This is a genomic window from Neoaquamicrobium microcysteis (assembly GCF_008180155.1).
Taxonomy (GTDB): Bacteria; Pseudomonadota; Alphaproteobacteria; order Rhizobiales; family Rhizobiaceae; genus Aerobium; species Aerobium microcysteis.
The window spans coordinates 26,383-40,728 of record NZ_VSZS01000051.1 but is presented as its reverse complement, the minus strand read 5'-3'; the positions used below and the strand labels follow the sequence as shown (position 1 = coordinate 40,728).

Below are 14,346 nucleotides of genomic sequence, written 5' to 3'. Positions count from 1 at the left end.
GCCCTGATGGCGGGGCCGGGGCGGGACGTGCCCTCCGAGGAAATCCGGCTGGCCAGCCGGGACCTCGGTAACGGCATCATGCAGACCGACCTGAGCGTTCCCGGCGCGCACTGCGGCGCGTGCATCGGCGCGATCGAAGGCGCGTTGGGAAGGCTTCCGGGCGTGACGGCCGCACGCGTGAACCTGACTGCGAGGAGGGCAGCCGTAAAGTGGCGGACGGACGGTCCGGTGCCGCCCATGATCGACGCCGTTCGCCGGGTCGGCTACGCGGCGACGCTGGCCGAGCCCGATCCGATCGGCGACCCGGAGATGGGGAAGCTGCTGCGGGCAACGGCCGTCGCGGGCTTCGCCGCGATGAACATCATGCTCCTGTCTGTTTCGATCTGGTCCGGGGCCGAGGAGGGCACGCGCCATGCCTTCCACCTGATCTCCGCGACCCTGGCCGTGCCCGCGGTGACCTATTCGGGCCGCATTTTCTTCGCGTCCGCCTGGAGCGCGCTGCGCGTCGGGCGAACCAACATGGACGTGCCCATCAGCGTGGGCATCCTGCTGGCCTTCGTCCTCAGCACGTACGATGCGCTGTCCGGAGGAGAGCACGCCTACTTCGACGCAGTGACGTCGCTCCTGTTCTTCCTGCTGGCTGGGCGCGCGCTCGATCACTCCATGCGCGGGAGGGCGCGCGATGCGGTGCGGTCATTGGCGCGGATGATGCCGCGCGGAGCGACCGTGCTGGATGGGGACGGCGGCCGCGATTTCCGGGACGTTCAGTCGCTGCGCGAGGGAGATACCGTGTTCGTGGCCGTAGGCGAGCGGATACCTGCGGACGGCACCGTGCTGAAGGGCGTTGGAACGCTGGATCTCTCCGTCGTCACAGGGGAGACTTCGCCGGAGAGCATCGCGCCCGGGTCGCGGGTGCTCTCAGGAGCGCTGAACCTCAGCGGCCCGATCGAAGTGCGCATCAACCGCCGCCCCGCCAACTCGTTCCTTGCCGACATGGTCAGGCTGATGGAGGCCGCCGAAGGCAGCCGCGCACGCTACCGCAGGATCGCCGACCGCGCCGCCGCCCTCTATTCGCCAGTCGTCCATGCGGTCGCGCTGGCGACGTTCGCGGGCTGGCTCGCGGCGACCGGCGACTGGCACCGTTCGCTGACGCTGGCGATCGCCGTCCTGATCATCACCTGTCCCTGCGCGCTCGGCCTCGCCGTCCCCATGGTCCAGGCGGCCGCCGCGCGCCGTCTGTTCGGAATCGGCGTCACCATGAAGGACGGAAGTGCGCTGGAGCGGCTTGCGGAGATCGACCACATCGTTCTCGACAAGACAGGAACGCTGACGACCGGACGGCTGCGGGTCACTTCGTATGACGTGCCCCAGGCCGAACTGCCTGTCGCTGCCGCCTTGGCACGGCTGTCACGCCATCCGGCGGCCAACGCGGTCGCAGCACTTGGCGGCAGCGAGAGCGTCGAGGCATCCGAGGCGCGCGAGATTCCCGGCAACGGGATCGAAGCCCGTATCGGGGCCGGCCTCTGGCGGCTCGGCAGGCCCGGCTGGGCGGTCGAAGGAGATGGCGATCCGAGCGGCTCGGGCCCCTGCCTTTCCCGCGACGGCATCTTGGTCGGCCGTTTCGACGTGTCGGACACGTTGCGCGAGGGAGCCGCCGCGGCGGTGACGGCCTTGAAGGATTCCCGGCTGTCGGTGGAACTGCTGTCGGGGGACGCCGAGGAAGAGACCCGGCGGGTCGCGAAGCTGACGGGCATCGGGCAGATGTCGGGAAGGCAGCGTCCGGAAGACAAGGTCAGCCACCTGGAAACGCTCCGGCACGGGGAGCGACGGGTGCTGATGGTCGGCGACGGCATCAACGATGCGCCTGCCCTTGGAGCGGCGCACGTATCTATGGCACCATCGACGGCAGCCGATGTGGGTCGCAGCGCGGCCGATCTCGTCTTCCTGGGATCCAGCCTGCGCAGCGTGCCGGAGGCGATATCCGTTGCCCGAAAGTCCATGCGCCTGGTCCGCCAGAACATCGCGATCTCGATCGCCTACAACGCGCTCGCGCTGCCGCTGGCCGTGGCGGGCTACGTCACGCCGCTCGTCGCTGCAGTGGCGATGTCGACGTCGTCGATCCTGGTCGTGGCGAACTCGCTGCGGGTGCTTTCCGACAGGCGCGAGCCAGCGCCAAAAACGGGGGCGGACGTCCTGAGTCCGGCGACGGCATGACCGGTCTTCTGGCCTGGCTGGTCCCTGTTGCTCTCGGCATGGGCCTGGCGGGCCTGCTTGCCTTCCTCTGGTCGATGAAGAGCGGCCAGCTCGAGGATCTCGACGGAGCGGCGGAGCGCGTTCTCCACCAAGGCAGTGATGCGCCGCTGCCCGGGCCGGAACGTCGCCCCGGAAGCAGGCGTTGAGGACGAAAAGGAACGACCATGGGAATGACGGCCGACAGGAAGTTCGACTGGATCGCGGCGCTCTCTGTTGCCGCAGGAGCGGCGGTAGTAATCCCTTCTCTTGCAGTTCTGGCTATCAGCTTGGCCGCGGTCGCGCTCAAGCTGTTCTGAGCGGCGAGTACGCCGCCTGACACCATTCACGTTGGCCGATAGATCTTTCGACGATAAGCTTGTCGGGCGACACCTGAGGAATTTATGGCTCGCCGCGGCAAAGCTGAGCTCGTTTCACTGCGGTCCTTTGCGGGTCCTGCTAGCAGCCTGAGGCCGTTGAGGACCACGATGACGGTACCCCCCTCATGGCCTATCACGGCGAGCGGAAGGGGAAGCTCGAAGAACAATCCGCCGATGACCAGCACCGCCATGGCGAGCATCGCGAAGGCGAGGTTCTGGCGGATGATCCGAGCGGTTCGTTTGGCGAGGTTCTGGGCGTCGGCGAGCTGTCGCATGTCTTCCGACAGAAGCGCGACATCGGCCGCCTGAAGGGCAACGTCCGACCCTGCGGCCCCCATTGCAATGCCGACATCGGCGCGGGCAAGCGCGGCCGCGTCGTTCACACCGTCGCCGACGAACGCGACCTTACCCGTGGTGGTAAGCTCCCCGACCATGCGAACCTTGTCCTCTGGCAGCATGTCGGCGTGGATCTGGTCCGACCGCAGGCCGAGTTCCGCGCCGATCCTCTCGGCGACCGGGCGGCGGTCGCCCGTCATCATCACGATCCGGCGCACGCCACCCATTCTCAGGGCCACGAGAGCTTGCGAGGATGTGGCGCGCGCCTCGTCGGCGACTGTCACGGCGCCGAACACGGTCGAATCCTTGCCTACGTAGATGACGGTCTGGCTGTCCTTCGCCAGCTCGGCCAGCGCGGGATGGTCGATGGATGCACCCATCTGCGCGGCCAGTCGGCGATTGCCGGCCCACAGCTGACATTGTCCGTGCTCTCCGACAATGCCTGCGCTTGGCCGTGTCACGACTTTTTCCACCTGCGCGGGGGCGATGGAACGCCGCGCCGCCTCCTGCCGGATGGCGGCCGCGCTGTGATGCTCGGAATGCGCCTCGACGCCAGAAAGCAGGGCGAGCAACTTCTCCTCGTCGCCGTCCAAGGCGACGACCCGGTTCACTACGGCCTTGCCGGTCGTCAGCGTGCCGGTCTTGTCGAAGGCGAACGTGTCCACCGTCGCCAGCGTTTCGAGCGCCCCGCCGCCCTTGAAGAGAACGCCGCGGCGGGCGGCGGCCGACAAAGCCGATAGGATCGCCGCCGGCACCGAGATGACGATGGCGCAGGGGCTGGCCGCGACCAGCAGCGTGGCCGCCCGGTAGAGCGCATCCTCCCAGTCTCGACCGAGCCAGTAGAACGCGACGAATGCCAGCGCGGCGCCTGCCATCACGGCGATCGTGTATCGCTGGCCGAACCATGCGCTGAACTGCTCCGACGGCGCCTTGGCGGCCTGCGCCTCAGTGACGAGTTGGATCATCCTCGCGACAGTGCTTGCAGCGACCGGCTTGGTGATCGTCACGTCCAGCACGCCGTCCAGGTTGACCGTGGCCTCGAAGACCTGCGCGCCGGGCTGCTTGCTGACGGGAATCGACTCGCCGGTGATGCTGGCTTCGTCGAGTGCCCCGTGACCGTGGGCGATCACACCATCCGCCGGAACGCGCGCACCGGGGCGCAGGACGACGACGTCGCCGACGGCGAGCTCAGCCGCAGGGACTTCCCGCACCGAACCGTCGGGGCTTTTCAGGAAGGCCGTCTCCGGTCTCAACGCCATCAAGGATTCGACGGCGCGCCGGGCGCGACCGAGCGCGCGATCCTCTAGCGTCGTGGAGACGCTGAACAACATCAGCAGCACGGCACCCTCGAAGGGCGCGCCCACCGCGGCGGCCGCGACCGCCGCCACCACCATCAGGAGGTCGATGTCGAGGATATGCTCTCGCCATAAGGCTTCGATGGCCCGCCACAGGGCTGGAAGCCCTCCGGCGAAATAGACCGCAATCAGTCCTGCAAGCGAAAGCCGATCAGCGACAACCCCTTCGAGCAGCCACCTGCCGGAAATGGCCATCAGCATGCCGAGGACCGTCAATCCCGTCAGGATAACGGGAGTATCTACTCCCATTCGCCATTTCATCGCATCCGAGCCTTCATCAACGTTCGCCAGTTTTGCGCCAACAGCCGCTTTGTGCTGGGGGCGAGTAGAGTAAGGATTAAGCTCAGTTAACGCGGCCCGAAAAGATGCGGTAGCACCAATCAGCATGAGCGCTTTGCGATCAGGGCCTTCGGCCTCGCCGTGCTACCCTCGCAAACGTCGATTAAAATCTGGGAATTCTTCCGAATTATCATCTCGACCAAGGCTCCGGCGTTGCTATGGTGGCTAATGTTGCGGAACCATCTATCGATTGGAGTGTGTTCCGATCGTCGGCCGGGGCAGTTACAGCGGGATTCCAAGCGCTGAGCAGCGAACGTAGAGTGGAGGAACTTCGGCTTTCGAATTGGCGAAGTGTGCCACCCGGAAGTTTCTGAGTTGCCCGCCATCGTAGGTGTAGGTAACGACGAACGGCCTGTTGTCAGGGTATCTGGGATAGTCTGGAAAGTCCGACCTGACCCTGACCCACCCGCACACCGTTATCGTGCCCGATGACGAGACCGCAGCACGCACCGTCGAGAACAGCGCATCTGACACGTTCAGACCGACGAGAAGGTCATCCCTGATCCGTCGCATCTGAGTATCGGTCAGATCGTGGATCGAATGAGACTCTGCCGGGGTGGTCATCTGCGTCACACATCCGCCGAGCAGGACAAGCGATCCGCAGACGAGAAGATTGGGAAGGCGCATTTCTTCAATCACTTTGCAAAAACGGTCGGCTTCTTAGAACGTTATCATAATTCAGCTAGATGTGGCCGCCTGAACGCGAACTGTCAGTGTCATCCGGACGTGCTCGCCGCCGCTTCTCGGCCCATACTGTGCCTTATGCAGAATCCGCTTCCGACGGAGGACACGATGAACAGCATTGGCCGCTTTATCCTCTCGATATTTCTGGCACCGGGCGATTGGGTGTCGGATAGGCTCGGCGTGACCGCTGACCAGAACCGGGACCTGATGCGGATGCTCGTCAATTCGCTGTTCTGGATCCTGATGGCAGTTGTTGGGTTGGCGATCTGGACCTCCGGACTGCCGATCTACCAATGAATGCAAGTACGGTGTGACGCTGAGCCTTTGAGGCGGCCGCGGCGGTTCGTTAATCCGACCGCGCCGTGATCCGCCCGCTAGGTTGAGCGTGTTCGGAGGATGCGCATGGACCGTCTGGAATGCGACCGCATGTTCGTTGCCGTGATGGAAGCAGAGAGCTTCGTCGGCGCGTCGCAAAAGCTTGGAACCTCGGCCGCACAGGCATCAAAGCTCGTCTCACGCCTGGAGAACGACCTCGGCGTCCGACTTCTGAACAGGACAACAAGGTCGGTCTCTCCCACAGAAGCCGGACAGGCCTACTACGAGCGCCTGCGGCCGCTGCTGGAGGAACTCGAAACGCTCGATCTCGATATCCGCAACATTTCCCAAGAGCCGCGCGGGCGCCTACGTATGACGGCGCCGCTGACCTTCGGCGTGCTCGAACTCGCGCCTGCACTCAATGCCTTCGCGATCCGCTTTCCGGACATAGAACTCGATGTCAGCTTCTCAGACCGTGTCGCCAACCTCGTGGAAGAGGGGTTCGATCTCGCCGTTCGGGTCGGCAGGCCGCGCGACTCAAGCCTGATGATGCGAAAGCTGCTGGAAGTGCGGATCGTGGTCGTCGCGTCGCCAGCCTATCTGGAAAGGCATCTTGAACCGATGGCTCCCGCCGACCTGTCGGACCATGCCTGCATCATCGACACCAACTTCCGCGAACCAAACAAGTGGCCCTTCCGCGGAGAAGCCCAGGGCGAAACGATGCTCGCTCCCGTCAGCGGCCGGATCCGGTATTCGAACGGAGAAGCCTGTCTTGCCGCGGCGGAAGCTGGTCTGGGACTGGCCTGCGTGCCGGAGTTCCTTGCCAAAGACTCGATGCGGGAAGGACGGGTGGTGCGGCTGCTTCAGGAATTCGAGACAAATCCTTACGACGTGCACGTGCTCTATCCACACAAGCTCCATCTCGCCGCAAAGGTGCGGCTGCTCGTGGAGTTCCTGGCGAACCGCTATTCAGGCCGATCAAACTGATTGCTGCCGAAATGGACGCAATCCCTTCCTGATTGCGGGGATTATCTTCTTCGGCTCGCGGGGCCATTTTCCTGGAGAGGACGCGATGCAGCGTCGCTAACCAAGGAGTAGCAAGATGGACATCTCGATCATCGGAACGGGCAACATGGCCAAGGGGTTCGCTGGCGTATTCGCCGAGGCCGGACATCAGGTGACCGTTGTCGGTCGAGACAAGGCGAAGGCGCAGGCCGTCGCAAATGAAATCGGCCACGAGGCAAAGGGCGGCGCTTTCGATGCAGCCGGAAACTCGAGCGACGTGACGTTCCTCGCAGTGCCATATGATGCGGCGGTTGAGATCGTCAGTGCAGGAGGCTTCGATGGCCGGATCGTCGTCGATGTCACTAACCCCATGAAGGCGGATTTCTCAGGGCTCGCCATCGGCCACTCCACCAGCGCGGCCGAAGAGATCCAGAATGCGGCTCCTCGTGCGAAGGTCGTGAAGGCTTTCAACACCGTGTTCGCCTCCGTGCTGGCCAATGGCGGCAAAGCTGCGGGCAAGGCGGCGACCGTGTTCGTCGCAGGCGATGACGAGGACGCGCGCAGGCAGGTCGCGGCCCTGGCGAAGAGTGCAGGCTTCAGGGCCGTCGAGACCGGAGGCCTTGCCAGCGCCCGCTTGCTGGAGCCCGTTGCCGCGTTGAACATCGCGCTTGGGTACGGTCTGGGCCACGGAACCGACATCGCACCTGCCTGGCAGGGCATTTCCTGAACGATAGCGACGACCGCGCAAAAGATGCGCGGTCGCCCACTTTCCGGGAGAAGGGCAATGACAGACGCGACGTACTATTTCGACATGAGCGCCGCTCCCATGAGGATCGGCGGGGTCACGCTCAAGGTGCGCGACCTCGACAAGGTTTTGGACTTCTACCGGGACACGCTTGGTCTCGCCGTGCTTGACAAGGAAGAGCGTCGGGCCGTTCTCGGGACCGACAGCACTCCGTTGCTGGTGCTCGAAGGAGATCCGAGCGCGGCGCCTTCTGGCAGGTATCAGGCCGGGCTGTTCCACACTGCGTTCCTGCTCCCGCCGCGCGCCGATCTCGCAAGGTGGCTTCGGCATGTCGCCGATGCCCGGACCCCGCTTCAGGGCGCCTCGGATCACATCGTCAGCGAGGCGATCTATCTGGGCGACCCGGAAGGCAACGGCATTGAAGTCTATGTCGATCGACCCGTGCCGGACTGGCTTGACGCCAACGGCAACATCCAGATGACCACCGATCCCCTCGACGTGCAGAATCTTCTTGCCGGCGACGAGGGGGCCGTCTGGAGCGGCTTCCCCGAAAACGGCAACATCGGCCACGTCCATCTGCGCGTGGGCGACACAGGCGAGGCCGACCGCTTCTACCGCGACATCCTGGGCATCGACGTGACCGTCGATTATCCCGGCGCGCGTTTCTACGGCTGCGGCGGCTACCACCATCAGCTCGCAGGCAACGTCTAGAGCAGCCGCGGCACCTCCCGGCGACTCGACGGCGCGGCAGGACTCGATACCGTCGAGATCATCGTCCGCGACGCCGCGGATATCCAGTCTGTCATCTCGCGGGCCCAAGCCGTGGGATTGCCGATCGAGACGGACGCGGAAGGCACCACAAGGCTGCGTGACCCATGGGGCACGTCCCTGCTGCTGAGAACCTGAGGAGACCGAGTATGCTCGTGAATGGAAAATGGACCGAGGACTGGCAGCCGGTGCAGGCGAAGGACGAGAAAGGCGGTTTCGTCCGCCAGGTCTCCAGTTTCCGCAACTGGATCACGCCTGACGGCAGCGCTGGGCCAACCGGAGAAGGCGGATTCGAGGCCGAGCCCGACCGCTACCATCTCTATGTCGCCTACATCTGTCCCTGGGCATCGCGAACCCTGGCAGCACGCAAGCTGAAGAAGCTCGTCTCGGTGTCGGCGGTGGAGCCGGCCCTGACCAACCAGGGCTGGCGGTTCGGCGACTATCCCGGCTCGAACCGGGACGACCTCAACGGCGCCACCTACATGCACGAGCTCTACAGCCGCGCCGACGGAGACTTCACGGGCCGCGCCACGGTGCCTGTTCTGTGGGACAGGAAGCGGAGGACGATCGTGAACAACGAATCCGCCGACATCGTGCGGATGTTCAACTCGGGCTTCGGCATGCTGGCGGACACGTCAGTCGACCTTTATCCGGAAGCCCTCCGTTCGGAGATCGACGCCCTCAGCGAGCGCATCTATCCGTCGCTGAACAACGGCGTTTATCGAGCAGGATTCGCGACGACGCAGATCGCATTCGACGAGGCCTATGTGGGCGTGTTCGAGATGCTCGACGAGCTCGAGGCTCGCCTTGCGAATGGACCATTCCTGCTGGGCGCCGCTTTCACGGAAGCCGACATCCGCCTGTTCGTGACGCTCGTACGCTTCGATGCCGCCTATTACGGCCTGTTCAAATGCAACATGCGTCAGCTGGCCGATTATCCAAACCTGACGACGTACCTGAAGAGAGTTTTGGACATCCCGGGCATTCGCGACACCGTGAATATCGATCACATCAAAAAGGGCTACTACTCGATCAAGTCGCTGAATCCGAACGGTATCGTGCCGAAGGGGCCTGATCTCTCGTATCTAGGCCTTTGATGTTGCGTCTCACACGGGGCTCGCCGTCACGGACGAAATGTCGGACTAGCGGGGCGCAGGGTGTCGCTTGTCGCGACTCGGAGCGTGATATCCAGAGCGTCGCGCGGCGCGGTTGATGGCCGGGCCGTGACGCTGCTTCGACAATGCAGCTGGGAGTCCTGCCGGCTCATGGCACTCGATCATTTGCAACAATGCCGCCTTCTCCTTCAAGTCGTTCAATCTGGCGGGCTTCCGCCGCGGTGAACTTCAGCCGTACGCCGATGCCGCCGCCATTTTCGGGGATGAACACGGCTCCAAGCTCCTCAAGAGCGGCCTGCAGGGCCTCGATACCGCGGTCGTTCGGGTTGTCGACCTTGCGCTCGAAGTCACGGATTGCGTCTTCAAACACTCCCGAACGAAGGCTGAGCTTGGCCCGGGTGACTTCCACCAGGGCGGGGGCGGCTCGGCATTGCGAACCTGAAATCATCTAACTTTCTCCTCGAAGGTCCATCGAAGCCGCGATAGTTGCGCCCTTGCTCCGTCGGAGCAAGGGCAAGCCTTTTGGCCACCCGGGTCCAGAATGCCATTTTAGCTGGAGACAACCTCGTTGGCGCGATCGGCGCCGCGAGCGCCGTAGCGGGGAAGCGACCACCCCCAGTGCAATGCACCGAAGCGGATAGCAGCCGCCGCCGAGAACCCGACGATCACCGCGATCTCCCGTCCGGCGCCACCCTCGTGAAGCAGTACGAACATGGAGGCGCCTGCGAGCGCCGCGGAGGCATAGACCTCACGGCTGAGGATTCCAGGACTCTCGCCGCTGAGGACGTCCCTGACCACTCCGCCGAACGTGGCTGTCACGATGCCCATCGCCACCGCGGCCACCGGTCCTCCGGCCATGGCCAGGGTCCTATCGGCTCCAAGAACTGCGAAGAGCGCCAGGCCAAGTGCATCGACGCGCAGCAAGAGGGCCTCACGTGACTGCGGGATATGCGCCAGGAAGAACACGGCGGACGACACGGCCACACAGGCCAGCAGGTATTCCGGGCTGGTGATCCAGAACACGGGCGTGGCGCCGAGGACTGTGTCCCTGATCGTTCCACCCCCGATGCCCGTGGCCGTGCCAAGGAGGATGAAGCCGAACAGGTCCATCCGCTTGCGAGCAGCGGCCAGCGAGCCAGTGGTCGCGAAGACAACCACCCCGAACCAGTCGAGGAAAGTCATTGCCTGGTCGATCATGACAGTCCTCAAACGTTCGCAGTGCCGGCTGACCCCATGACGATGATGGCCGACCCGGGTCGCACGTGATCGTGCAGATGGATGACATCCTGATGCAGCAGGCGAACGCAGCCCGACGAGATCGCCTTGCCGATCGTCCATGCCTCAGCGGTGCCGTGGATGCGGTAGAGCGTATCCCGGTTTCCCTGGTGGATGTAGAGCGCGCGTGCCCCAAGCGGATTGTCGATGCCGGGCGGCTGGCCGTGACGCCACTTCTCAAGCGAGGGCTGGCGCTTGATCATGTCGGAAGGAGGCGTCCACACAGGCCATTCACGCTTGTAGGCGATGTGAGCGCGACCCGACCATTCGAATCCCGCGCGGCCGATGCCGACACCGTATCGGGTGGCCAGGCCACCTGGCAGGACGTGGTAGAGGTAGCGTGCGTCCGTATCGACGATCACCGTGCCGGGCTTTTCGGCTGTGACGTAGTCGACGACGCGACGGACATATTTCGGGTCGAGACGCTTCAGGTCGGCGGCCGGCACCGGGAACGTCTCCTCCGGCATCGCCCGATACATGGACAGCACATCCGTGTCGAATGAGGCTTCTGGAGCGGGAGGTGGCGCGACAGGGGGTGGGGCCGCAGCCAGCGAAGGCGCCGGAGCTGTTGTGGAACAGCCCGCGGCGGCGAGGGCAAGGAACGCGGCGCCGCCGCCGAGCAGTGCGCGACGGCTCAGGGCAGAAGGTGGGAAATCAGTCATATCGTTGCATTCTGAAAAGCGGCGCGCCGCCAGCTTCAACGAAGCGGACGTGCGACCGGAAGAGCGAAGGTGAAATGTCGAGCAGGATCACCGCACGCCATCACGGCGCGGGGAACCTGTGGCGCGTATCAAGGGCTAGGATTCATGACAGACCTCCGGCGCGATGCATGCCTGTTCGCATGCATGCCCCCTCTGTCATTGGCCTGAGAGCTTGGCAGGGACCGTCTCGCACGGGCCCGGCTTTCACCTTCGGCGGGAGCTGCCGCTCCGCTTTCCAGAGTCTTTGATCGACGGGCGGTCCGGGTGCCTGAGAGTTTCCGGGGCGGTTGCTCCTTCGGCGGCCGGTCCCCCGGCTCTCTCCCGCGCGTCAATTCGGTCCAGTTGACGCAATCTTTGGGGCGGCATTGAGGCCGCCGGATGTGCCGACTGATGACCTCCGTTGAAGTTGAACAATTCGGCCACGGTGCTATGTTGACCGCGCCAACCCAGCCGCGAGCAACCGATTGCGCCGTAAGCCGCAGACCGACCGGAAGAACTCGAGGACCCGCATTCGGTTCATGAACCATGCGGGTAGCCTCATCGCGTGCATTTAGCCCTGGCGCGGCCGCAAGGCCGTCGACCGGGGGCCGGAAATCCAACCAAGCCTGAAATTCGGTTTTGATTTCCGGGTCCGCCACCGCTGGCCCGGTGGAGACGCATCATGAGAGTCGAAATGCATCGCCGCTGCCGCGCGGCATTCATCTTCCTCGTCTGGGGAAGACTGCAATGAGAATCATCGTCGTAGGAAGCGGGGTCATCGGCGTGACCTCTGCCTGGTATCTCGCGCGGGCGGGGCACGAGGTCACCGTGCTCGACCGCCAGGCGGGCCCCGCTCTCGAAACCTCATACGCCAACGCGGGAGAAGTGTCCCCGGGCTACGCCTCGCCATGGGCAGGACCCGGCGTGCCGCTGAAGGCGATCAAATGGCTCCTGATGAAGCACGGGCCGCTCGCCGTCCGTGCCCGGATCGATCCTGCTATGTGGTCGTGGCTCCTGAAGATGCTCTCGAACTGCACGTCGCCACGCTATGCGGTGAACAAGGCGCGCATGGTTCCGATCGCCGAGTATAGCCGCGACTGCCTGCGCGACCTGCGAGCGACCACCCGCATCGACTATGACGAGCGGACCCAAGGCACCCTGCAGCTGTTCCGGACGCAGAAGCAGCTCGACGGGGTCGTCGGCGATATCGAGGTCCTGAAGCAGTTCGGCGTCGAATTCGCGGTCCTTGCGCCCTCGGGGTGCGTCGCTGCCGAACCTGCCTTGGCGCGCGTGAGCGAAAAGATTGTCGGGGGCTTGAGGCTCCCCGGCGACGAGACTGGCGACTGCCGCATATTCACCGAGAAGCTCGCGGCGCTCGCATCAGGCGCAGTCGACTTCCGCTACGGCGTGTCGGTCGACGCCGTCGTGCTGGAAGGCGGCAGGGTCTCGGCCGTTCGCACGGCTGATGCGCTTCTGCCCGCCGACGCTGTCGTCGTCGCTGCCGGAAGCTACTCGCCGCGCCTGCTGCGACCTCTCGGGGTTCACGTCCCGGTCTATCCCGTGAAGGGCTATTCACTGACGATGCCGATGACGGACGAGACTGCCGCGCCCGTGTCCACCGTGATGGATGAGACATACAAGATCGCCATCACGCGGCTTGGCGACCGGATCCGGGTAGGCGGCACGGCGGAGATCTCGGGCTTCGACCTCTCCCTGCCGCGCTCGCGACGCGCGCCGCTCGAGCATTCGGTCACGGACCTGTTCCCGGGAGCCGGACGCGCCAGAGAGGCTTCCTTCTGGTGCGGCCTCCGGCCGATGACCCCGGACGGCCCCCCGATCGTCGGAGCAACCTCCGTACCAGGCCTCTTCGTCAACACCGGGCACGGCACGCTCGGTTGGACGATGGCCTGCGGCTCCGGCCGGGTCCTGGCAGACATCATGTCCGGAAAGGCTCCCGAGATCGACGTGACCGATCTCGGGCCGGGACGGTACCGATCATGAGCGCCGCAATGCAGCGCGCAGAAGCGATCATGACGGTGGACCTCGACGCGGTCGTCTCCAACTGGCGCATGCTGTCCAAGCTGGCGGGCAAGGCGGAGTGCGCAGCCGTTGTGAAGGCGGATGCCTACGGACTTGGCGCGGCGGAAGTCGGCTTCGCGCTCCAGGCGGCGGGATGCCGGACCTTCTTCGTCGCCCATCTCGAAGAGGGTCTCGAACTGCGGAAGGCCATCGGGTTCAGCTCGCGCGTCTTCATCCTGAACGGCACGCCGCCCGGCACCGAGGGCGAATTCCTCAATTCGGTCCTTATGCCTGTCGTGAACACCAGGGGCGAAGCGGACAGCTGGCGCAGGCATGCGAGCGAGAAGGGGCGCAGCATGCCTGTCGCGCTCCAGATCGACTCGGGCATGTCGCGCCTCGGCCTGTCGCCCGGCGACGTGGCCATGCAGGCGACTGATCCGGCGCTGATGGGCGGTCTGTCGGTCGAACTGGTCATGAGCCATCTGGCCTGTGCCGACGCGGCTCACCATCCGGCCAACCGCGCGCAACTGCGGGAATTCAGCAAGCTGCGCACGGTGCTTCCGAAGCATGCCGCTTCCTCGCTCGCCAACTCGGCGGGCATCCTGCTCGGCAAGGAATACCACTTCGACCTGGTCCGGCCAGGAGCCGCGCTCTACGGGATCAATCCCGTCGCCGGACAGCTGAGCGCCGTGCGGCAGGCGGTGACGGTATCCGCGCGTGTGCTGCAGCTGCGCGAGGTGCCCGTCGATACCCGTGTCGGCTACGGCCATGCGCTTGCGGTCCAGCGGCGATCCCGGCTCGCGACGCTGTCGATCGGCTATGCCGACGGCTGGCCGCGAGGCGCCAGCCTTTCGGCGTTCTACAAGAAGCAGGAACTGCCGTTCGCAGGCCGAGTGTCGATGGACAGCATAGTCGTCGACACGACCGACTGCGCCGATCCTCCAGGCGAAGGCGAGTTTGTCGATGTCATCTGCGAGCGGCAGACGGTGGACGACATTGCCCGCGCCTCGGGCACTATCGGCTACGAGATCATGACACGGCTCGGCCGCCGCTTCAGCCGGGACTACCGCCGTCACGCAGCGCTCGCAGCCTGATCGCGCC

The 14,346-nt window shown here is 64.8% G+C and carries 14 protein-coding genes and 1 riboswitch; of the genes, 10 read left to right on the top strand and 4 right to left on the bottom strand.

What is annotated here, in order from left to right:
- The first annotated feature begins 6 nt into the window (after nucleotides 1-6).
- The 3 genes from FY036_RS02030 to FY036_RS24195 are packed head-to-tail and all read left to right on the top strand — an operon-like array spanning nucleotide 7 to nucleotide 2,549.
- On the top strand, nucleotides 7-2,214 hold the full coding sequence (locus FY036_RS02030) for a heavy metal translocating P-type ATPase (protein ID WP_235897459.1): 2,208 nt from the start codon (nucleotides 7-9) through the stop codon (nucleotides 2,212-2,214).
- Nucleotides 2,211-2,399: a cbb3-type cytochrome oxidase assembly protein CcoS gene (ccoS, locus tag FY036_RS02025; RefSeq protein WP_148913036.1), complete on the top strand. Its 189-nt coding sequence runs from the start codon at nucleotides 2,211-2,213 to the stop codon at nucleotides 2,397-2,399. The genes FY036_RS02030 and ccoS overlap by 4 nt, the downstream gene beginning before the upstream one ends.
- 18 nt (nucleotides 2,400-2,417) lie before the next feature.
- Nucleotides 2,418-2,549 carry a hypothetical protein gene (locus FY036_RS24195; RefSeq protein ID WP_268932156.1) on the top strand — a complete coding sequence of 44 codons (132 nt, stop codon included), beginning with the start codon at nucleotides 2,418-2,420 and terminating at the stop codon, nucleotides 2,547-2,549.
- 26 nt (nucleotides 2,550-2,575) lie between these two features.
- Here FY036_RS24195 and FY036_RS02020 read toward each other — a convergent pair whose 3' ends face one another.
- Nucleotides 2,576-4,549, bottom strand: coding sequence for a heavy metal translocating P-type ATPase (locus tag FY036_RS02020; protein WP_407941113.1), 1,974 nt, complete (start codon nucleotides 4,547-4,549; stop codon nucleotides 2,576-2,578).
- An 882-nt stretch (nucleotides 4,550-5,431) separates the two neighbouring features.
- Here FY036_RS02020 and FY036_RS02015 point away from each other — a divergent pair.
- From FY036_RS02015 to FY036_RS01995, 5 genes are all read left to right on the top strand, one after another.
- Entirely contained in the window at nucleotides 5,432-5,620 is a 189-nt protein-coding gene (locus FY036_RS02015) for a hypothetical protein (protein WP_148913034.1), read from the top strand.
- A gap of 105 nt (nucleotides 5,621-5,725) precedes the next feature.
- Entirely contained in the window at nucleotides 5,726-6,625 is a 900-nt protein-coding gene (locus FY036_RS02010) for a LysR family transcriptional regulator (RefSeq protein ID WP_148913033.1), read from the top strand.
- A 115-nt stretch (nucleotides 6,626-6,740) separates the two neighbouring features.
- Nucleotides 6,741-7,370 carry an NADPH-dependent F420 reductase gene (locus FY036_RS02005; protein ID WP_148913032.1) on the top strand — a complete coding sequence of 210 codons (630 nt, stop codon included), beginning with the start codon at nucleotides 6,741-6,743 and terminating at the stop codon, nucleotides 7,368-7,370.
- Nucleotides 7,371-7,427: 57 nt separating this feature from the next.
- Nucleotides 7,428-8,099 (top strand): VOC family protein, encoded by a 672-nt coding sequence (locus tag FY036_RS02000; protein WP_235897458.1) that lies wholly within the window; start codon nucleotides 7,428-7,430, stop codon nucleotides 8,097-8,099.
- 206 nt (nucleotides 8,100-8,305) lie between these two features.
- The gene (locus FY036_RS01995; RefSeq protein ID WP_148913031.1) at nucleotides 8,306-9,253 is read left to right on the top strand and encodes a glutathione S-transferase family protein; all 948 of its coding nucleotides are present in this window, start codon (nucleotides 8,306-8,308) and stop codon (nucleotides 9,251-9,253) included.
- Between the two features lie 166 nt (nucleotides 9,254-9,419).
- On the opposite strand, the gene FY036_RS01990 is transcribed toward FY036_RS01995, so the two are convergent.
- The 3 genes from FY036_RS01990 to FY036_RS01980 all read right to left on the bottom strand — a co-directional run bounded on the left by FY036_RS01990 (nucleotide 9,420) and on the right by FY036_RS01980 (nucleotide 11,025).
- Nucleotides 9,420-9,719, bottom strand: a complete 300-nt coding sequence (locus FY036_RS01990) for an XRE family transcriptional regulator (protein ID WP_148913030.1) — start codon at nucleotides 9,717-9,719, stop codon at nucleotides 9,420-9,422.
- Between the two features lie 101 nt (nucleotides 9,720-9,820).
- Entirely contained in the window at nucleotides 9,821-10,468 is a 648-nt protein-coding gene (locus FY036_RS01985; RefSeq protein WP_148913029.1) for a trimeric intracellular cation channel family protein, read from the bottom strand.
- Nucleotides 10,469-10,476: 8 nt separating this feature from the next.
- Nucleotides 10,477-11,025, bottom strand: coding sequence for a L,D-transpeptidase (locus tag FY036_RS01980; protein ID WP_407941112.1), 549 nt, complete (start codon nucleotides 11,023-11,025; stop codon nucleotides 10,477-10,479).
- Nucleotides 11,026-11,493: 468 nt separating this feature from the next.
- Nucleotides 11,494-11,581: riboswitch (glycine riboswitch) on the bottom strand.
- A gap of 392 nt (nucleotides 11,582-11,973) precedes the next feature.
- On the opposite strand from FY036_RS01980, the gene FY036_RS01975 reads away from it, so the two are divergent.
- Together FY036_RS01975 and alr are read left to right on the top strand one after the other, a co-directional pair.
- Nucleotides 11,974-13,227: a D-amino acid dehydrogenase gene (locus tag FY036_RS01975; RefSeq protein WP_148913027.1), complete on the top strand. Its 1,254-nt coding sequence runs from the start codon at nucleotides 11,974-11,976 to the stop codon at nucleotides 13,225-13,227.
- Nucleotides 13,224-14,339, top strand: coding sequence for an alanine racemase (gene alr, locus FY036_RS01970; RefSeq protein WP_148913026.1), 1,116 nt, complete (start codon nucleotides 13,224-13,226; stop codon nucleotides 14,337-14,339). Before FY036_RS01975 ends, alr begins: the two co-directional genes overlap by 4 nt.
- Nucleotides 14,340-14,346: the final 7 nt, after the last annotated feature.